Raw genomic sequence first — 19,071 nt, 5'->3', positions numbered from 1 at the left:
ATGTGGTCGATGCTCTTTTTCGAACTTGTGTATGCTATCGGGATATTCTTCCATGTTTTTTAATCAGTCTAAAATTATCGTCTATTTAAAATCAACTTTGATTTGTGCTATCTCACTATTCGTGCCAATTCGTAATGGCGGTCCCCAAGTCCCTGCACCAGATGTAACGATGACGTGAGGGCTGTTAGGATTCTTCTGATAGTGGCCATAATCTACTGTAAACATAGCATTGGTGATCAGATTTGCAGGGAATACTTGTCCTTGATGCGTATGTCCGCTAAGTATCAAATCAACGTCATCTGCGTATTCAATCCTATTGGTTGGTTGATGATCCATTACGATAACGGGCATATTTGTATCAATGTCACTCATCACTTCTGAAGTAATTGCTCGAGGGTTCCCTTGATTACCAATCGGTGATGAATCCCTTCTGCCAACAACAACGAATTGATTATCAATAACGACATGCTCATCATTTAGAAGTTTGATATTACTCTTATCTATAAAGTTCACGATCTCATCGTATGAGCGTCCTGCATCATGGTTACCTAAACAAGCATAAACTCCATAGGTTGACTGAATAGTACTTAATAACTCTATTCCTTTGGAAGGGTTAGAGAGCGCATAGTAGTTACCATTAAATATATCTCCTGTCATCAACACTATATCCGGCTGTAGTCCATTAATACGATCAACAACGTCTTCAATAAACTTTACATCATTTACGTAGCCTAAATGTAAGTCGCTGATCAGGACGATATTTAACTGATCTAATGAAGTGTTTTTATGTATTTGGAGCGGATAGGTGACTTCTTTTAAATGATTTGCATTATAAATCCCATAGGACACCAATCCTATGACTAGAATTAATACTATGGACCTTGTATGAAAAATAACACGTGCTGGTATAGGAGAAGGGAGGACCTTGATCCATTTACTAATTAGTAAGATTACATCTGAAAGGATCAAAAGCAAGAACAAATAGAAGTAGATACCCATCCAATAGTCCCCGAATTGACCAATAAAATTAACAATATTTGAATTGGTCGTCATAGCTGAAGAAGACAATAGTAAATTAATAATGATTGATAACGCACATAAGCTGTAGATGACTCCATATATGATCCCGTTTATATGTGAAAATATATGTTGTAACCATTTAAAAATCTTTCTCGCAATGTAATAGTTAGTTGCCGCGTACATAGCGAATATAAATAAAAATGCAAATACCATAGGGTACACCATCCTAATGCTTTAGATATCAGAACTAAAGTGAATACATTAATTATAGCAATAATTACTAGTTTCAGAAATTAAATGGGGTATTGAGTTTACTGGTTTTTTCAGTTATTGTTTATTACTATTTCAGCTGATATAATTCTTATTTCGACAATCAATTTAAAAGTGGTGAATTCATGAGAGAGTTCTACAGTCGGGTGAATCGAAAAACCTATTACATATTAATGTTAATGATCATCGTTCTTATGATGTCTGGATTAATACTATCTACTCTAGAGTTAGATGGAATTGATTTTGGTTATATCATTCATTTTTTATGTGTGGCGTTTCTAACGGTTTGTTTATGGATTTACCCTAAGCATGAGACACATACTTTTAGAAAGATTATCATTCTATTTGGATTTGCGTATTTTTATACGCTATTCTTTTTATATCCTCAAACTTGGACTACCTATATCCTCATTTGTCTTATTCCTGCACTCTCTATTCTATTTTTTGATTTAAAATTGTTTTATTTTTCCTTCATTATAAATGGAATACTGATGGTAATTACATTTGGCTATATCCTCTTGATTGATAGAGGGGATCTATATACATATTTACATTATGATATTCTAGGGAATTTCATTAATATAATAGCGGTTCAAGTGTTATTATTTTTCATTTTTCAAATATCATTTAAACGGATGAAAAAACAGCAGCTTTATTATGAACAATTACAGCAATCTGAGCGTTTAAAGATGGTTGGACAATTAACAGCTGCCGTTGCGCATGAAATTAGAAATCCAGTGACAGTGGTTAGAGGTTTTTTGCAGTTTTTTGATGAGGATCCTTCATTTGATGATCCTATGAAAAGAAAATTTAAATTAATGATTGATGAATTGAACACAGTAGAACAGATTATCTCGCAATTTCTAACCCTTTCAAAGCCAAATGGAGAACAAAAACTAGAAAAAGTAGATGTGAAGGATGTTATTGAAAGTGTCACAGGATTGCTCCATTCCTACGCAATGTTATCTGATAATCAAATTGTTACCTATGTAGAAGAAGACTGCATGATCTCTATTAATAAAATTGAATTTAAGCAGCTGCTTATTAATATAATAAAAAATGCTTTAGAGGCTTCGGATGTTGGTAAATCTGTCTCTATTATGGCGAATAGGAACAATAATTTTATTGAGATAACAATCATTGATGAAGGAAGCGGGATGTCGGAAGCTGAGGTTAAGTCGCTAGGGACTCCTTTTTATTCATTAAAAAGTAATGGAACAGGTCTAGGATTAATGATTTGCTTTAATATCGTAGAAAAGTACGGCGGCGAAATTTATTATAGTAGTTCTGTAGGTAAGGGGACAACAGCTACTATCCGCTTTTTAGCTATAAATGACCAGTAAAACGGGACATTCTTTCCGTTGAAAGAAGGGGATTACCTCAAGCCTTCGGCCGGAGAGGTAATCCCCTTTTCCTAGATAAATATGTTTATGTTTGCTACGCTAACGATTATTTTAGAGGGATTTTGATCTCCAATTGCTTGTTGTAATTTTTAACTACATTGCCTTTGGCATCTACTTTATAAGCCCCGGTGTTGCCTTTTTCAAATACGGCTTGATACGGTCTGATAATCAGATATTCTGCCGCTGAGCTAGGTGCTTCGAACAATAAATCTTCAGAAACCGTATTTTGAGTTGCTGCAACAGAATCCCTTGCAATAAATTCTAATTCATTTCCCAGATTATCATAAATGTCATATCCTAAAGCCTGTGCTTGGGTGGCAACCCCTTTAACCGCTAAAGCGATACGCACAGAAGTCTCTCCTGCAGCAACACGGGTGGTTTTGATTTCAAATTGGTTGTCTTTCTTTATAGCAGGCAGCTGAATGTTACGCACTAATCCTGCTTGCTTGAGAGAAAATTTAAGTACATACGGTTCATCGATTCCGTTAAGCTTCACATGGATACTCAATTCAGAGGAAGCCAGGTTTGCCTTTTGTTGCTCAGTTAACCATCCGGTCTGCAATACAACAACCGCCTTGTTGGCATCACCGTCACTGATCCAGCGTGGTGTTTTTAAATCAATGCCTCCTGGTTGAGTGAGCTTAGCGTCTATTCCCACAATAGTACCTTCTGCAAGATAGGGCTCACCTTTATCATTTAAAGTTACTCCTGCGAGCATTCCTGAAAATAGCGATCCCTCACGGCTCAGGTCGATCTTAATATAGTTACCATCAAACTGCGCACTGCCCTTTAAAGTAAGCTGATCGTGTGAATCGGCCACTTTTGTTGTATTCAGGGAAGCTTCAACAGCGGGTTGGGCACTGGATGCTTGAGTTAAAGCTGGCATTCCCAACGCTCCTAGGCATACAGCAGCACTTAAAATTACAGACATCTTCTTAGTCATTTTTTTCATGATATTATCAAGCTCCTTAATTTTTATTTAACTAGCACGTTTATCTCTAGACCATCAATATAATGCTTCACTGGGTTTCCAGAACTGTCTGTTTTAAATGCTCCATTCTTACTTTGTGGGTTCTCAAACTCATAAAGATAGCCACGGATTGTGAGCATATTAGGGTGTTTCTCAAATGGCTCAGTAAGCAAATCGACATTAAGTGACCTATTGGAAGTCGAGAGGACTTTCTGTGAAATATCTTTCAGCACCTGTCCTTGTTGATCCTTTACTTCAAAGCCCACTAAACTCAATGCTGCATGATCTTCGTCTGTATCCTGTTCCAGCATGAGCGACAGGCGTGTCGTTAATGGACTATATTCCAGCTTTTTCAGGATCAAACTCCATCCTCCAACTTGTGCGCGTATATCAGGTGTGGAAATTTTATTAATCGTAGCCTTCCGCGCAGGAATTTGGAGAACAAACGGTTCATCCATACCGTTTAAGCCAAGAGTTACGGTCAATACAAATCGATCAGGAAAAGGTTTGTTGGAGATTCCGGAATTCGAGGAATCCACTAGTCTAAAAATAGCTGTGTTGCTTTCCGCACCTTCTATCCAGCTTAGAAACGGCATAGCTTTCCAGAGACCATCTGAAAATTGCTCCAGGGAAGCGCCGTCGATCAATACTTCTGCAGAGGTTATTGCACCTTTCGCTAAAAAAGGCTTCCCATCCGCTCCAATCGTTACTCCAGCTAGCTTACCTTCCAGTTCTTCTCCCTCACGCTTCACCGAGAATGCCAACCGGCTGCCATCAAATACAGCCTCTTCGGCAGACAAGGTAATCCCTTCATGCGTATCACTACTGTTTAGACGGGAAGTCAGTCCCAGACGCTGGGCCGCTTGTAACCCTATATCATCTGCCCGTTCAAAAATACCGCCTATCAAGGGAAGCTGCTTGAGCGCATTGGCCAATGTAGGCGGATAGATAGCCGTTAGCATAACACTTAACAATATCGCCGCAGTCACAGCAGCTGTGATTTTTGGATATATCCGCTTTTCCTTTTCCACAGGATCCTGGACAATGGTGGCCAGCGATGCATAAAGCGAATCCTGCCGTGATCGTAGTAAAGGAGGAAGCTCCTGTATATTAGCTTTCCCTAGCTCCCTGATCTGCTTTTCTAAATTGTTATTATTCATTAGCAAGACCCTCCTCCCGCACAGGATGTATCTGTTTGGACAACAATCTCCGTGCGCGATGAAGTCGTGCCCTGACCGCTCCCTCGGAGATGTCGAGCACATCTGCAATCTGCTTAATGGATAAATCGTCATAATAAAAAAGCACGATAGCAAGCCGCAGGGATTCGTCCAACTGATTAATGAAGCTTTGCAGGTCTACGTTGCCTGAATCTTCAAAATGCACATAGGAAACGACCGGTTCCTCGGGAATTTCCGCCACAGCTATAGTTCGTTCTCGCATACGAAGTAACTGATTGCATTCATTAATCAGGATGCGTATAACCCAGGTTTTAAAAAACTTAGGCTGTTTAAGGTTGGCCAACCCTTTATACACCTTCAGTGTTGTTTCCTGAAGAGCATCCGCGCAATCTTCATCTTTTAGCAGAATGGTTTTGGCTAATCTGTACAACTGGGATTCCAGTTGCCTGAAAAGACGGGTAAACGCCTCGTGGTCGCCTTTCTGCGCTTTTTTGATATCCAGTTCGTTTTCCAGCAAATGATTTTTCCTCCTTGAGGGCCCTCTGTATAATTAGATGGAGAAGACATCCAAAAAGTTATATTTAGGATAAAATTCATTCTCCTACACAAATCACTTACCTCGGTAGTAGTATAAAATCCATGCAATTCATTGTTTTTGGCAAAGATGGAGAGGTTAATAGAAAGGGGGGGACTTCAAGTGGATAAACTGAAATAAATTCAGGAATTACCACCTTATCAGAAGAGAAGTAGTGGGGTAATCCTGAATTAAAAAGTGTATACATATACCTTGGTACGCAGTGTGTCCGTGCATGTTATGGTACGGACAGGCTGCATGCCTGGAAGGGCAAAACAAATGCTAATGACCACTGCGCCCGGCAGTAGCTCACGCTTGAACTTGTCCCCCAGCCGTTTCATCGCTCCGGGAAATAAGTAACAAAGAACAATATCCGCATGCTCGTAAGAGCTGCTATAGATATCCCCACGTACATAACGAAGCCTTCCGTGGAGCAGATTCTGGCCTTCGTCTGCTCGCAGCATACGTGTGCCGAACCTAGCAAGCAGCTGGGATGTCCACAAGGGAATACTGGAATTTTCAATGCCTGTCAGCCTTTTGCCTGGACATTGGCGAATAACATCCATGCCAAGTGTTCCCCAACCCGATCCCGCCTCCACAATGCTGCTATATCCCGGAATCCGATTCACCTCAACGGCAACAGCCGAGCGTACAGATTTTGACGTAGGCATCGGCGATATCCCGTTCCTCCAGCTCACCAGCACAATCGACACCATGGATAACAAGGCTGCGAAGGCGATGAGCCAAGCGATGACTTGAATCACGATCAATACTATCATTCCTTCTTCATCTGCTAGAAGCAGGATTCAATTCTCTTACTTTCTCCCAGCATTTCGTTTATTAACTTCATATGGATAAAGATCCTGAATTTCCTTGCTTTCAATATCTTGACCTACATAAAAAATCAGACTGGGATCATTTGCTGGATGGGCATAAGAAAGATAAGTGCGATGTATAAAATCAAAGTCCATCTTACCCAGCTGGAAATCGATTTGATATTTATCTTCTAAATAGACTTCAAATTGCTTTTTTAAAGCCAGAGACTTCCACGGAAGTCCAAAGAATAAAAAGTAGACTCCTATAAGAAATATCAAAAAAATTAAGAGGAAAAGCGACCTTTTACTGAGAATGGTATGTTTTATAATTCATAACCCTCCCTAGCGTTTATTCTACATGAACTTTGCTGGACATTTCAAAATCAACCTCTTCAAGAAATTCGATAACTTCTCCATTGGGACTGTGAATGATCGCGTTTTTTATTAGAAGAGGCGGTTCGCCCAGAGACAGAGAATCCGGTGCTATAAAAGCCTTTGCCCCATGTGCAAGGGCTTTTTGATACATCTCCTCTACATTATCCACATAGAAGGCAAGATGTAATAACGCTCCGTGTGCTATATTTTCATCAGACAAGGCTTTTTTTCCTTGAGCGGCGATGACTGCATCATTATCAAAAATCTCAATACAGGTTCTGCGGTCAGGTGAAATCAGCATGGAGGCTTCTTTGATCTGAAAGGATGGCAGACTCCAATGATGACCTAGCTTGAATCCTAAAACGTCAATATAGAAAGAAATAGTTGCTTTATAGTCTTTAGCTTGAATCGCTACATGTGCAAGGCCTTTTACACTCATTTATAATCGCTCCCAACTTTAATATATACTTATTATAGTTGTATTAAAATATGAGATATATATATAAGATAAGTGTTTTGTAGTAATATGGTTATTAAATTTAAGGTATTTTAGTGGAATAAGTTTATTTTATAAAATGAGTTTAGGAGGCGCTTGCTATGGAACAACTTGTGGATGACATTGATAAAAAGATTATGCAATTACTTCAGTACAATGCCCGAATGTCCATTTCACAAATCAGTAAAGAGGTTTCGATGTCACAACCCTCTGTTAAAGAACGAATGATCAAGCTGGAGGAAAGGAATATCATTTCTGGGTATCATACAGCTTTTAATCTACGAGATCTGGATCGGGGCACAACTACGTTTATTCTATTAAAAACAGAACATTGCCAAGAGATTACGGATTTTTGCAAATATGCTATGGAAGTTACCGATTTATATCGGATTAGCGGAGAATATAATTACCTCATAAAGGTGCAAACCGCGTCGATTGAGGAGTTAGCTGAATTCCAAGACAACCTTATAAAGTTTGGACCTTCAAAATCTCATATCAGTCTGAAAAATATATTGGAAAACAGGGTGTTGCTCTAAAGCCCATTTTCCAAACACAATACCTAGTAACCGCTTTCATTCCATTGTAGAATGGATGAAAACAACGTTAGCATTAACTCGGATACAAGGGAGCATGGGTATGGAGAGGTTTTTATTCAGTAAAAAGTATATTCCGTTCACCTATAAGATGATGATACCGTACCTCATTCTAGTATTGCTGACAGATGTATTGGTGGGTTATATAGCTTATACGATGCTCGTAGAGTCCAGAACGGAAATGGCGGAAACGAATGTCCGGACAGCTTTGAAGCAGACGAGGAACAATATCGAATATCAGACAGATGAAATCAAACGAATGACTAACTCGCTGTTTCTCAATACGAATTTTCAGAATGCTCTGCAGTTTAGGGGAGATGCATTGGAAAACATGCTCAAAATGAGGGATGATATCGTTCCTTATATGAAAGCCCCTCTGCAATTGTATGGGAACAATCTGAGACTTGTGCTCTATACCGCGAATGAGACGATGCTTGAAATCCCCGGTGATGATATGTCTGTACCTATCGGTAGAAGCGATTATTATATTCTTTCTGATCAGGTTATTGAAGATAAGGAATGGTTCAAGTCGATTGTTGCCAATAACAAAGACAGCTTGTGGCTTCAGGCGGACAGCGACAGTGAACTAAGCAATATTTCGTATTTCCGCAAGCTGGTTTCTTCTAAGGGAGGCCCATCGATTATTGGTTATATTCGCGTCACGGCGAGAATTGACGAGCTTTTTGGCAATTTCGATACCTTTCCGATTGAACAGGGTATAGACCTTCGTCTAGTGGATCGGGTTAGTGGATTAACGCTTTATGAACAAGGTATTGTCGATGAACATGCGAAGCAAGATGCTTATCTGATCATTAGTGAAGATATTCCGTTGTCTGACTATGCTATCGAGGTACGGGTGCCGCATGCCTACTTGAATAAAGATGCTAGCCGAATGCAGAAGGTGATCACCACGGTTTGTTTGATCAGCTTTTTAGTCATGGCGGTGATCGGCTTCCTCGTTGCCCGCATATCAGGCAAAAAAATTAAACGGATCGTATATTTGGTCCGGTCCTTTCAGGAAGGGAATTTTTATAAAAGAATTGGGTTTGCCGGGAATGATGAATTTGTCTACATTGCTAATAGTTTTAATCAGATGGCGACTAGTATCCAGGACCTGATCCAGAACGTCTATGAGCAAGGGATTCAGAAAAAGCAAGCAGAACTGGATGTGCTTCAAGCTCAGATCAGTCCGCATTTTTTATACAATACATTGTCGACCATTGGCAGCTTAGCCAATTTGGGCGAAGTTGAGAAGGTTACACAGATGGTACAAGGTCTTTCTAAATTCTATCGCCTCACCTTGAATGAAGGACATGTCTATATCTCTCTTGAAAAAGAGCTGGAGCAGGTAAGGATGTACCTTGAAATTCAGAGGGTAAAGTATGCCGATGCGTTTGAGGTTTATTATGATATTGATCCTGATATTTTACAGGTTCCTATCATCAAGCTGATTTTGCAGCCATTTGTAGAAAATATATTCAAGCATGCTTGGTTTGGGGAGACGATTGCGATCCGGATTACCGGAAAACGGCTGGGTGAACGCATCGAGCTCAAGGTCATCGATAACGGAATTGGTATGCGGGCGGAGACACTGCGAAATATGCGTTCAAGCTCATTCCATTCGAGCAGCTATGGACTGAGAAACGTGGAGGAACGAATCAAGCTGAGATACGGCCATGATTTCGGCATTCATATCGGCAGTTACTTTGGGGCAGGAACGACCGTTCAAATTATCTTACCGGTGGATAATGCGGAAATCCGGGAAGTTATGGGGGAGTAAATAGTATGGCGATGGAGATCAACGTTCTGCTGGTGGATGATGAAGTGATCGATTTGGAATGGCTTAGACGGCGGGTGGCGGGCAGTGATCATTTGCCTTTGCATAGCGTGAGAACGGCAACTAGCGGTTTTTCCGCTTTAAAAATGATGGAGCAGCACCGCATTGACATCATTCTCTCCGATATCCGCATGCCGATTATGTCGGGCGTGGAATTTGCCCGGAAAGCGAAGGAGATTAACCCTGAGGTCCATCTGCTTTTTATTAGCGGACATCAGGATTTCAACTATGCCAAAGAGGCCATTCAATTAAATGCCTCCGGTTATTTGCTTAAACCCGTCGATGATGACGAGTTAAATAAGACGCTGACTGAACTCTGCGCCAAGATTGAGAAGGAGAGGAAGCAGCATATTTCCTTATCGGAAACACTGACGCTTGTGAATCAGGAGCTGCTGCTGCGCTGGTTTAATGAGACTGCCCCGGGGCAGGTAGAGACGCATATTCACAACGTTCTTACGTCTTACTTACAAGGCGCGTCGGCGGTTGCCATCGTCGAGATCGACGATATGGCACGGAAAATCCAAACTTGGACGGAAGAAGAGCGGAGTTTATGGAGCAGCACAGCTAATCAGTTTATCCGGAAGTTCGCGCAAGATCAAAATTTAGGCATGGTCATCACAACCTATGACTATCATTTTGTGATCCTTGCTGCGGTTCAGGAACAATATTTTACCACTTTGATGGAAGAGCTCATTCGGTCATTCTATCAGGAGTTTTCCTGTTCAATTACGATTGGAAGAGGGATGTACACAACAGAACTGGGTAAGCTGCATGATTCCTATCGGCAGGCTCAGGCTGCTTTAAGTATTAAATGGATTGTTGGGAAAAATAGAATCATCCAAGATGCCTCGGAATGGAGCCCGAAGGAAAAAATCGCCTCAGATTTAGAGGTTATTGTGGACCGGATGCTTAAAGCGATGCTTGATTACGACCTTACCACCATTGATGATTGTTTGCTGCAGCTGTTTGCCGGGGACAGTCCGCTCTCCCAGAAAAATGACATCTACGATATCATTATTCGAATTACCTCCAAGCTTCATGCCGATCTGCAGCAAATGAACGAGCATCTATACGAGATTTTGAATTGGGATTCACATCATCCCTTTGTGCTGTTTCAGTTTGAAACGGTGCATGATATTCTCTCTTGGCTGAGAAGAAGATTTTTTGAGTTGTCGGAGCTGCTTTATTTGAAACGGCAAAGACAAAAGCGGAAGTTAATTGATGAAATCACGGAATATGTGAAAGAAAGATTAGATCAAAAAATAACGCTGAACGAAGTGGCCGCCCATTTCGATTTTACGCCTAACTATCTCGGTCATTTATTCAAGGTTGAAACCAACAGTTTATTCAGCGATTTTTTAAGTGAATTACGGATGAAACGGGTATGTGAGCTGCTCGAAGATCCGACTAAGAAAGTGTATGAGATTGCGGAACAAGCCGGATATAAAAATATTATTTATTTCAACAGACAGTTCAAGCAATGCATGGGCATGTCGCCCGGAGAGTACCGGAAGAAAAATAAAATCTAACAAAAAAGCGGTGAAAATGAAAACCCGGCGATGATTTTTCGGTTATTGGAGAATCGCTGCCGGGTGTTTTTGGTCTGCCGGCTAACCTTTTTTTGTCGAATCGTTGAATTAGTATTATGTTTAGTTGTTTCGCTGAATTATCTAGGCGCCTTCGCCCTTTTATAATAAGAGATATAGAGAAGAGAGGGGTGCAAAGATGAAAGGGCATACATTTTGGAGCGATTTAAAGAATTATAGGGTTCTCTTGCTGATGCTGGCTCCGGCGGTTGCTTTTTTCCTTCTGTTTGCCTATGTCCCGATGGCGGGCATTATTATTGCCTTCAAGCATTACGATTATGCGGGCGGTATTTTTGGAAGTGCCTGGAACGGGCTCGACAACTTCCGCTTTTTCTTTGAATCAGGTGATGCTTGGCGGGTAACACGAAATACAGCACTATATAACATTGCGTTTATCGTCGTCAATAACAGTTTGCAAATTTTTGCAGCGATTATGTTGTTTGAGGTCGGTGGTAAATGGTTCCGCAAAATCACACAATCGGCGTTGTTCCTGCCTTACTTTATCTCATGGGTCGTTGTCGGAGCGATTGCTTATAACCTGCTCAATTATGATATTGGCACCGTGAATGCTTTGCTCAGAGGTATCGGACTCCAGCCTGTCGATATTTATAATACACCTTCCTATTGGCCGTATATTCTGGTTATAGTTTCTGCCTGGAAAAGTCTCGGATACGGAACGGTGATGTACTTGGCCGCGATTACGGGGATAGATACAGAAATGTATGAAGCAGCCGAAATCGATGGGGCTAATATTTTTCAGCGAATTATGAAAGTAACCATTCCGAATTTGTATCCAACGATTATTATTCTGGTGCTGCTGGCAGTCGGGAACATTTTCCGTGGTGATTTCGGGATGTTCTATAACATGATCGGCAACAACGGCTTGTTGTTCTCCTCGACAGACGTTATCGACACTTTCGTATTTAGGTCACTGATTACTTCGAATGATATCGGCATGTCAGCTGCAGCTGGTGTTTTCCAGTCCGTTCTTGGCTTCGCGACGATCATGTCAGTGAACTATGCTGTCCGTAAATACGACAAAGACCGCGCTCTGTTCTAATCGTATCAGGAGTTAAGTCTTTCATAATGGAGGTAACGATATGAAGCAACTTGATCGTAAAATATTTTCAGGTATTGGTTATGTATCCCTGATTTTTCTCTCAGTTTTATGTATTTTTCCTTTTATACTTGTCGTATCTTCATCCTTTACGGAAGAATCCAAAATCCTAACGGATGGTTATCAATTTATACCGACTGCCTTCTCAACTGAGGCCTACAGCATTTTGTTTAAGTATCCCGAACAGATGATTCAAGCCTATATAGTGACAATAGGAGTTACTATACTCGGCACGGTGCTTGGCTTGTTTCTGACTTCGATGACTGCTTATGCGCTATCCCGAAAAGATTTTAAGTGGCGCAATAAATTTTCATTCTTCTTTTTCTTTACGACTTTGTTTAGCGGCGGTTTGGTTCCGTGGTATCTGCTTATGGTCAACTACCTTCATATGAAGGATACGCTGATGGCCTTAGTGGTTCCGATGATGCTCAATGTCTTTTATATCATTGTTATGAAGTCTTTTATGGGCAGCATTCCAGAAGCAATTGTAGAATCAGCAAAAATTGACGGCGCAGGCGACTTTAAGATCTATGCTCGTCTAATCCTGCCGCTGTCCAAGCCGGCGTTAGCTACCATTGGATTGTTTCTAGCGCTGGCCTACTGGAATGACTGGTACAATGCATTGCTGTTTGTATCGAATGAAAACTTGATGCCGCTCCAATATTATTTGTATAAAATGCTAGGCAATATGGATGGCATGCGCAAAGCGATGATGGGTGCAGGGGCAGTCGTAACGACATCGATCCCAACCGAGAGCTTGAAAATGGCGATGACAGTTGTGGCCACTGGCCCGATTTTGCTGGCTTATCCATTCGTGCAGAGGTATTTTGTCCAAGGTTTGACGATTGGTGCTGTGAAAGGATGAACCCGGGGAAACTCGGTTTATCAATATAATTAAACACAAGGGGGAAGGCTTGAGATGCTGAAGAGAAATAGATTGATGATGCTAGCGCTCGTTTTAACCTTCGTAATGATTCTAAGTGCATGTGGTGGTGGCAATAACAATGCTAATACGTCTGCACAGGCTACAAATAATGCGTCAGAGGGAGGAAGCGACACTACGAACACCTCAGAACCTGCAACTACCTCAGACACCCTTGATACCTCTAAAGAAGTGAAGCTGAAAATGATTTTTGTTGGCCCTAAACCGATAGACTATGATAGCGTTTTTGCTGAGATTAATAAAAAGCTGAAAGAAAAAATCAATGCTACTGTAGAGGGCGAGTTTCTGGATTGGTCGGACTGGGCACAAAAATATCCGCTGAAGCTGGCAGCTAATGAGGATTTTGACCTCATCTATTCGGCAAACTGGGCTGGTTACAATGACCAGGCGCTGAAAGGCGGATTTCTGGAATTGACCGATGAGCTGCTTACCAAATATATGCCGCAGACTTTAGCAGCTATGTCTGATGTGAGCTGGGATCAAGCTAAGGTAAACGGCAAACTGTATATGGTTCCGCAAAACAGAGGGGAATCCGTTGAAAAACTGATTTTGTACCGCGAGGATTTGCGTAAGAAATACAATCTTCCGGAGATCAACAGCCCAGAAGCGTATGCTACTTACTTGAAAACCATAGCACAAAACGAAAAAGGAATTACACCGTTCACCCCGGAAACAGGAGACTGGAAATATCATAATTTGGACCGTGTATTGCTGAAGCAACAAAACGAATGGAATATGTTTGATCTCGACCTTCCGTTTGCTTTCAAATTGACGGATGAAAAAGGGCAAGTATTTAACGTATATGAAACGCAAGAGTTTAAAGATCTACTCGTATATTACAAAGATCTCGCTGATAACAATGCATGGTCGAAAAACGTTCTAAACAGTAAAAATGATCATCAGGCCGATTTTAAAGCAGGCAAAACAGCATCAATTACGCACAACAACGGAACACTTGGAGCACTTATGGCTTTGATGCGCCAAGAGAATTCCCCTTATGAAGTAGCATTGGCTGACATCAACCAAGGCAAGAAGAAATCAGTGGCGATTTCCACCCAAAACGGTACTTCGATCCACGCTACTTCCAGAAATGTGGAACGTTCCTTGATGTTCCTCGATCTGATGCAAAATGATAAAGAACTGCACGACCTGATGATGTACGGCCTTAGCGGTGTACATTACGAAGCGGTTGGCGATGACAAATATAAAGCCCTTGAAAAGAATCCGAACTATACTGGCTTCTCTAACTGGAACTTCAACTCGCCACTTAACCGTGACAATGAAGCATTCCCGCAAGAAGCAAACGATCTGGCTAAAGGCTGGGAAGCAAATGTCTATCACTACGCGCTGGAAACCTTTGTATTTGATAACAGCAAAGTGAAAACGGAAATTGCCAATGTTGGTAACGTAATGCTCCGTTATGCGATTCCGCTCGAATACGGCGTAATCAAAGATATCGACAAAGGTCTTGAAGATCTGAACAAGCAACTGAAATCCGCGGGCATTGATAAAATCCAAACCGAACTGCAAACTCAAATCGATGCTTTCTTGGCAAACAAATAAGCTACAGAATAAGGGAGACCTAACAGTCATCAAATGGCTGTTAGGTCTCCCTGTTTAATTGGGCTCATCCGCGGGTGAAGCCGCTATCGGACACAGTTGACCCTAATAGCAGCATTATCGCACTTTTGGAATACTAACGGACCTCATAGTCGCTATTAGCCTAAAACACGCCTAGAATGAAGTTCAGGATAAAGAATAGCTGCACTGGAGTCCGAAAGTCTGCTTTAAAGGCTGAAAATCAGTAAATAAAGTCACCTCGGTCCGTTAGGCAGACCAGAAACAAAAGGCAGCAACCCTTTTGCTAGGGAAATGGATACTTAGGGAGAACGGCTACTCTTTGTGAAAAGGAATAAAAAAGAAGAACCGGCATGAGCTGCCGGTTCTTCTTAATATATAATTTGCGCGCAATGAAATAACGTGATATTATGAGAAGACCACTGTTAATCTGCGTATTTCAGACAGATTTATTACATCTTATTTATACATTAATAATACCACGCGGATTGGCAGTTTGTCAAATTTGTATTTTTGCTTCTTGATAACAACCTTGAAAAGGAGCGTGTTAGTAAAAATGTTAAACGAAAAAGATTGGCAGGGAGAACAGAAACGGCTAGATTCGGTCACGGAAGAATTGCAATCAAAGATTGGCGAGCTGGAACCGGAAGTGATAGGATTACGTGAACAGGTGACGGACATCCGCAAGCAGTTTTGGGAGGAAGTTACGGTCAATACGAGCACACATGAGGATTTCGAGGAGACCTTTTACAGTATAAAACAGCAAGAAGCGTTGTTGTCTGAACGGGAACGTAGCCACCGCCAACGGCTGCTGCGTTATAAAAACATGAAACGGCTGCTGCCGTCACCCTATTTTGGACGAATGGACTTTCAAGAAGATGGGTTGAACTCCAGTGAGCAAATCTATATCGGGGTGGCGTCTTTCATCGATGCAGAAGGTGTAAACTTTCTGGTATATGACTGGCGGACACCTATTGCAAGTATGTATTATGACCATTCGCCAGGCCCCGCCACTTACGATACACCGGGAGGACAAATCTCAGGAACGATGATGCTGAAGCGGCAATACCAGATCCGTCAGGGTCAGCTTCAGAACGTGTTCGATACGAGCTTAACGATCGGTGATGAATTACTTCAGCAGGTGCTTGGTAAGGGTGCGGATTCACAAATGAAGAGCATCGTGGCGACTATTCAGAAGGAACAGAACGCTATTATCCGCAACGATAGTAGCCGTATGCTCATTGTGCAGGGGGCGGCGGGCAGCGGAAAAACATCCGCAGCGCTGCAACGGGTAGCCTATTTGCTATATAAACACCGCGATAGGCTCAAAGCGGATCAGATTGTTCTTTTTTCGCCTAATCCGATGTTTAACAGTTATGTATCTACGGTGCTTCCCGAGCTTGGCGAGGAGAATATGCAGCAAACAACCTTTCAGGAGTATATTGATTATTGGCTTGGATCTACGCTTCGTCTAGAGGACCCGTTCGAGCAGATTGAATATGTACTGACGTCCAAAGCTTCTCCAGAGTATGAAGCACGGCTAACTGGAATGCAGTATAAAGCTTCAGAAGCTTTTCTGCATGCTTTGCAAAACTATGCGTTGTGGTTAGGGCAGGAAGGGATGTTGTTTCATAGTATCCGTTTTCGGGACCGCGAGTTGATTACTGCGGAGCAGATGAAATCGCAATTTTACAGCTATGATAGCTCCATCCGTTTGGCTAACCGCATCGTTTTATTGCGTGAATGGCTACTGCGTCAGTTGGCTTCGCTGGAGCGTCAGGAACAGGAGGCATTCTGGGTTCAAGATGAACTCGATTACCTCGATACCGATCAGTATGCCGAAGCCTACAGTGAGATACTTAAGAAGTATCGGCGGGAGGAAGCCGTCTTTGATTTTACGACTCAGTATCTTGAGAACTATGGGGATTTTCCTAATCAGGACCAAGGGGAAGAGAATGTTTTTGACTTTGGTCTGCAGGAAGAAGAACTGCTGCGCCGCATGATTGTGAAGGAGCACTTTACACCGCTGAGACGCGATGTCAAACGGTTCAAGTTCATAGATACGATTGGGTTATACGATCAGTTGTTTAGTGCCGACGCCAGTTATCGGCATATGACGAACGAGACTGAGATACCTGCTCAGTGGCAGGAAATTTGTAAGCAAACAAAGGAAAAACTGAGCCGCGATGAACTCTTTTGCGAGGATGCCACTCCATTCCTGTATTTAAAAGAACTTGTCGAGGGTACTCGTATGAACACAGAAGTTCGGCATCTGTTTATCGATGAAGGCCAGGATTATTCGCCGTTCCAATACGCGTTTCTCAAACAGCTGTTTCCCCGCGCGCGCATGACTGTGCTCGGCGATTTCGGCCAAGCAATTTTCCCTCAAGCAACGAATTTGCACGAGGTGGATTCACCTTTGATCCGGCTTTATGGTGAAGATGAAACGAGCCTGATCCGTCTAATTCGAAGTTATCGTTCAACTCGTCAGATTGTGGAGTTTACGAAGGCGTTGCTGCCTAATGAGGAGATCGTACCTTTTGAAAGAGAGGGTAAGAAGCCGTTCCTAGTGAAGGCAAGTAGCGACGTAGAGCGGGCAATAAGAATTAAAGAAGATCTCGCGGCGTTGATGGCTGAAGGGCTTGACTCTATTGCCGTGATTACCAAGACTGCAGCTGAAAGCCGTGCGGCCTATGAAGAATTAAAGTCACAAGGATGCGAAGCTCTGCGGCTTATTACGAAGGAGACGCTCACTTTTGAGAAGGGCATTTTAGTAATTCCCGCTTATCTCGCAAAAGGGGTTGAATTCGACGCCGTACTGATTTATGATGCTTCCACACAGACGTATGATCGGGAAAGCGAACGCAAGCTTTTTTATACAGCCTGTACGCGTGCGATGCATCGGCTTCTGCTGTACACAACAGGTGATTGGTCACACTTTATTCAGCCGTTAGAGGGATTTTTATATGAGGTCGTGCAATGAGATTGGAGAGATAAATGAAAAGCATATTGTATAAGTATATGAGTAAATTTACATCTCTTAACGAAGTGGAACAGCAGGATATTGTTGAAGGTATTCCTATTGAGGAATACAAGAAGGGAACGGTACTCCTTAGACAAGGAGACGTTCCCTCAAAATGTTTTTTTGTGTTAAAGGGATGTGTGAGGCAGTCCTCGATAGATGAATCGGGCAAAGAAGTCACATCTAATTTTTATACGGAAGAGCAAGCGGTTTCGATTTTTAATCGGCATCAGGAGAGTAGACCCTCAGCGTACACCTTAACCTGCCTAGAAGACAGCTTATTGGTGGTTGGCGATCTTATTGCGGAACAGGATATGCTCCATAAACACGCTCAGCTGGAAACCATGATACGCAAAATGGTAGAGGAAAACTTGGGTGAGGTTCAGGATGAGTTGATTTCCTTTATTGCTTCCAATCCTGAAGAACGTTACAAAGCCTTGTTACAAAAAAGACCTCATTTACTTACCCGTGTCCCCCAACATCAATTAGCCAGTTATTTGGGGATTACGCCAGAGTCATTAAGTAGAATTAAGAAGCGGGTTCATTCCGGTGATGAATAGCAAAATGGTTATACACTTTTGGGGATTTTTCCACCTCTAAGCAGTAGCCATATCCCAAAGCCTAGTTCTCCTACAATCATAGGAATAGTAAAAATAAAATTAAGTGTTGTAATGACTGCCTCATATTGTGGGAGAAACATTTTGCTTAGATGAATGATAATATAGCCTATTGAAGCAAGCAGCAGCAAGATGCTGATTACTTTAGGAATGACATCGGATTTTAAAGCCACATAGCCCACTATTAACAAATGCCCGCCAAAAACGACCAGCCCCATAGACCAAATGAATTGAAATGCATCCAGAAATAACATCATAAATGCTTGAGTTTGTTCGATTGTTAATGAGGAAAAGCCATTTGTGTTTCCCGTGAGCAGCAGCACAAATATCAAAGTTAATATAGAGATTGCCAATATAGCGGAATAGGTTAGACGGAGCCATGCGCCAAGTAATGAAAGATTTTGGTTGATGGGTTCTAGAAACACATAAAACGCCCAGGCGACCAGAATGTCAGTAATCATAATGATGATCCAGCCCAAGATTTCCCCTTTGAAAAGATTGTTGGAAGATACAATGTTAATAAATGTGGCACGGGCATCGCCTTGCACAACAAGAGTCCCATGGACAAAGCCATATGAAAAAAATGAAGCGAGGGTCATGATGATCAGTGATATTCCAGCTGTTAAAGCGGACTTACGCTGGTTCGATAGGTCTTTTTCTGAGATAGCCATAAGATA

17 protein-coding genes are annotated in these 19,071 nt (G+C 41.8%); 9 read left to right on the top strand and 8 right to left on the bottom strand.

Annotated elements, in window-relative coordinates; genetic code table 11:
• Nucleotides 1–81: 81 nt before the first annotated feature.
• A complete protein-coding gene (locus MHH46_RS31335) occupies nucleotides 82–1,233 on the bottom strand; it encodes a metallophosphoesterase (RefSeq protein WP_076191544.1) in 1,152 nt (383 codons plus the stop codon).
• A gap of 251 nt (nucleotides 1,234–1,484) precedes the next feature.
• Here MHH46_RS31335 and MHH46_RS31330 point away from each other — a divergent pair, with 251 nt between their 5' ends.
• Nucleotides 1,485–2,633: an ATP-binding protein gene (locus tag MHH46_RS31330; RefSeq protein WP_405132546.1), complete on the top strand. Its 1,149-nt coding sequence runs from the start codon at nucleotides 1,485–1,487 to the stop codon at nucleotides 2,631–2,633.
• Nucleotides 2,634–2,739: 106 nt separating this feature from the next.
• Here MHH46_RS31330 and MHH46_RS31325 read toward each other — a convergent pair whose 3' ends face one another.
• The 6 genes from MHH46_RS31325 to MHH46_RS31300 form a co-directional block, all read right to left on the bottom strand.
• Entirely contained in the window at nucleotides 2,740–3,645 is a 906-nt protein-coding gene (locus MHH46_RS31325) for a DUF5643 domain-containing protein (RefSeq protein WP_076124237.1), read from the bottom strand.
• A 23-nt stretch (nucleotides 3,646–3,668) separates the two neighbouring features.
• Nucleotides 3,669–4,823 carry a DUF4179 domain-containing protein gene (locus tag MHH46_RS31320; protein WP_076191547.1) on the bottom strand — a complete coding sequence of 385 codons (1,155 nt, stop codon included), beginning with the start codon at nucleotides 4,821–4,823 and terminating at the stop codon, nucleotides 3,669–3,671.
• Nucleotides 4,816–5,358 (bottom strand): sigma-70 family RNA polymerase sigma factor, encoded by a 543-nt coding sequence (locus tag MHH46_RS31315; RefSeq protein WP_232061486.1) that lies wholly within the window; start codon nucleotides 5,356–5,358, stop codon nucleotides 4,816–4,818. Before MHH46_RS31315 ends, MHH46_RS31320 begins: the two co-directional genes overlap by 8 nt.
• A 248-nt stretch (nucleotides 5,359–5,606) precedes the next feature.
• Entirely contained in the window at nucleotides 5,607–6,194 is a 588-nt protein-coding gene (locus MHH46_RS31310) for a class I SAM-dependent methyltransferase (RefSeq protein ID WP_076191549.1), read from the bottom strand.
• A gap of 36 nt (nucleotides 6,195–6,230) precedes the next feature.
• Nucleotides 6,231–6,509, bottom strand: coding sequence for a hypothetical protein (locus MHH46_RS31305; RefSeq protein ID WP_076191551.1), 279 nt, complete (start codon nucleotides 6,507–6,509; stop codon nucleotides 6,231–6,233).
• A gap of 70 nt (nucleotides 6,510–6,579) precedes the next feature.
• Nucleotides 6,580–7,044: a VOC family protein gene (locus tag MHH46_RS31300; protein ID WP_076191553.1), complete on the bottom strand. Its 465-nt coding sequence runs from the start codon at nucleotides 7,042–7,044 to the stop codon at nucleotides 6,580–6,582.
• A gap of 158 nt (nucleotides 7,045–7,202) precedes the next feature.
• Between MHH46_RS31300 and MHH46_RS31295 the strand changes: the two genes are divergently transcribed.
• The 8 genes from MHH46_RS31295 to MHH46_RS31260 all read left to right on the top strand — a co-directional run bounded on the left by MHH46_RS31295 (nucleotide 7,203) and on the right by MHH46_RS31260 (nucleotide 18,337).
• Nucleotides 7,203–7,637 (top strand): Lrp/AsnC family transcriptional regulator, encoded by a 435-nt coding sequence (locus MHH46_RS31295; protein ID WP_076191556.1) that lies wholly within the window; start codon nucleotides 7,203–7,205, stop codon nucleotides 7,635–7,637.
• Nucleotides 7,638–7,737: 100 nt separating this feature from the next.
• A complete protein-coding gene (locus MHH46_RS31290) occupies nucleotides 7,738–9,474 on the top strand; it encodes a sensor histidine kinase (RefSeq protein ID WP_076191558.1) in 1,737 nt (578 codons plus the stop codon).
• A 5-nt stretch (nucleotides 9,475–9,479) separates the two neighbouring features.
• Nucleotides 9,480–11,060, top strand: coding sequence for a response regulator (locus MHH46_RS31285; protein ID WP_305953987.1), 1,581 nt, complete (start codon nucleotides 9,480–9,482; stop codon nucleotides 11,058–11,060).
• Nucleotides 11,061–11,256: 196 nt separating this feature from the next.
• Nucleotides 11,257–12,177 (top strand): sugar ABC transporter permease, encoded by a 921-nt coding sequence (locus MHH46_RS31280; protein ID WP_036682339.1) that lies wholly within the window; start codon nucleotides 11,257–11,259, stop codon nucleotides 12,175–12,177.
• A 40-nt stretch (nucleotides 12,178–12,217) separates the two neighbouring features.
• Nucleotides 12,218–13,099 carry a carbohydrate ABC transporter permease gene (locus MHH46_RS31275; RefSeq protein WP_076124225.1) on the top strand — a complete coding sequence of 294 codons (882 nt, stop codon included), beginning with the start codon at nucleotides 12,218–12,220 and terminating at the stop codon, nucleotides 13,097–13,099.
• Nucleotides 13,100–13,153: 54 nt separating this feature from the next.
• Entirely contained in the window at nucleotides 13,154–14,740 is a 1,587-nt protein-coding gene (locus MHH46_RS31270; protein ID WP_076132834.1) for an ABC transporter substrate-binding protein, read from the top strand.
• 571 nt (nucleotides 14,741–15,311) lie between these two features.
• On the top strand, nucleotides 15,312–17,738 hold the full coding sequence (gene helD / locus MHH46_RS31265) for an RNA polymerase recycling motor HelD (RefSeq protein ID WP_076191561.1): 2,427 nt from the start codon (nucleotides 15,312–15,314) through the stop codon (nucleotides 17,736–17,738).
• A gap of 14 nt (nucleotides 17,739–17,752) precedes the next feature.
• Entirely contained in the window at nucleotides 17,753–18,337 is a 585-nt protein-coding gene (locus tag MHH46_RS31260) for a Crp/Fnr family transcriptional regulator (RefSeq protein WP_076191563.1), read from the top strand.
• Nucleotides 18,338–18,345: 8 nt separating this feature from the next.
• On the opposite strand, the gene MHH46_RS31255 is transcribed toward MHH46_RS31260, so the two are convergent.
• On the bottom strand, nucleotides 18,346–19,065 hold the full coding sequence (locus MHH46_RS31255) for a DUF4386 domain-containing protein (RefSeq protein ID WP_076179253.1): 720 nt from the start codon (nucleotides 19,063–19,065) through the stop codon (nucleotides 18,346–18,348).
• Nucleotides 19,066–19,071: the final 6 nt, after the last annotated feature.

It is taken from the genome of Paenibacillus sp. FSL H8-0175 (assembly GCF_045040615.1).
GTDB lineage: Bacteria > Bacillota > Bacilli > Paenibacillales > Paenibacillaceae > Paenibacillus_AQ > Paenibacillus_AQ odorifer.
The sequence above is the reverse complement of the archived record's forward strand: the minus strand, read 5'-3'. Positions and strand labels throughout refer to the sequence as shown.

Bases quoted from the DNA above. Each gene is read 5' to 3' on its own strand.
- MHH46_RS31335 (WP_076191544.1), bottom strand. From the start codon at position 1,233: ATGGTATTTGCATTTTTATTTATATTCGCTATGTACGCGGCAACTAAC.
- MHH46_RS31330 (WP_405132546.1), top strand. From the start codon at position 1,485: ATGATGTCTGGATTAATACTATCTACTCTAGAGTTAGATGGAATTGAT.
- MHH46_RS31325 (WP_076124237.1), bottom strand. From the start codon at position 3,645: ATGAAAAAAATGACTAAGAAGATGTCTGTAATTTTAAGTGCTGCTGTA.
- MHH46_RS31320 (WP_076191547.1), bottom strand. From the start codon at position 4,823: ATGAATAATAACAATTTAGAAAAGCAGATCAGGGAGCTAGGGAAAGCT.
- MHH46_RS31310 (WP_076191549.1), bottom strand. From the start codon at position 6,194: ATGATAGTATTGATCGTGATTCAAGTCATCGCTTGGCTCATCGCCTTC.
- MHH46_RS31300 (WP_076191553.1), bottom strand. From the start codon at position 7,044: ATGAGTGTAAAAGGCCTTGCACATGTAGCGATTCAAGCTAAAGACTAT.
- MHH46_RS31295 (WP_076191556.1), top strand. From the start codon at position 7,203: ATGGAACAACTTGTGGATGACATTGATAAAAAGATTATGCAATTACTT.
- MHH46_RS31290 (WP_076191558.1), top strand. From the start codon at position 7,738: ATGGAGAGGTTTTTATTCAGTAAAAAGTATATTCCGTTCACCTATAAG.
- MHH46_RS31285 (WP_305953987.1), top strand. From the start codon at position 9,480: ATGGCGATGGAGATCAACGTTCTGCTGGTGGATGATGAAGTGATCGAT.
- MHH46_RS31280 (WP_036682339.1), top strand. From the start codon at position 11,257: ATGAAAGGGCATACATTTTGGAGCGATTTAAAGAATTATAGGGTTCTC.
- MHH46_RS31275 (WP_076124225.1), top strand. From the start codon at position 12,218: ATGAAGCAACTTGATCGTAAAATATTTTCAGGTATTGGTTATGTATCC.
- MHH46_RS31270 (WP_076132834.1), top strand. From the start codon at position 13,154: ATGCTGAAGAGAAATAGATTGATGATGCTAGCGCTCGTTTTAACCTTC.
- helD (WP_076191561.1), top strand. From the start codon at position 15,312: ATGTTAAACGAAAAAGATTGGCAGGGAGAACAGAAACGGCTAGATTCG.
- MHH46_RS31260 (WP_076191563.1), top strand. From the start codon at position 17,753: ATGAAAAGCATATTGTATAAGTATATGAGTAAATTTACATCTCTTAAC.
- MHH46_RS31255 (WP_076179253.1), bottom strand. From the start codon at position 19,065: ATGGCTATCTCAGAAAAAGACCTATCGAACCAGCGTAAGTCCGCTTTA.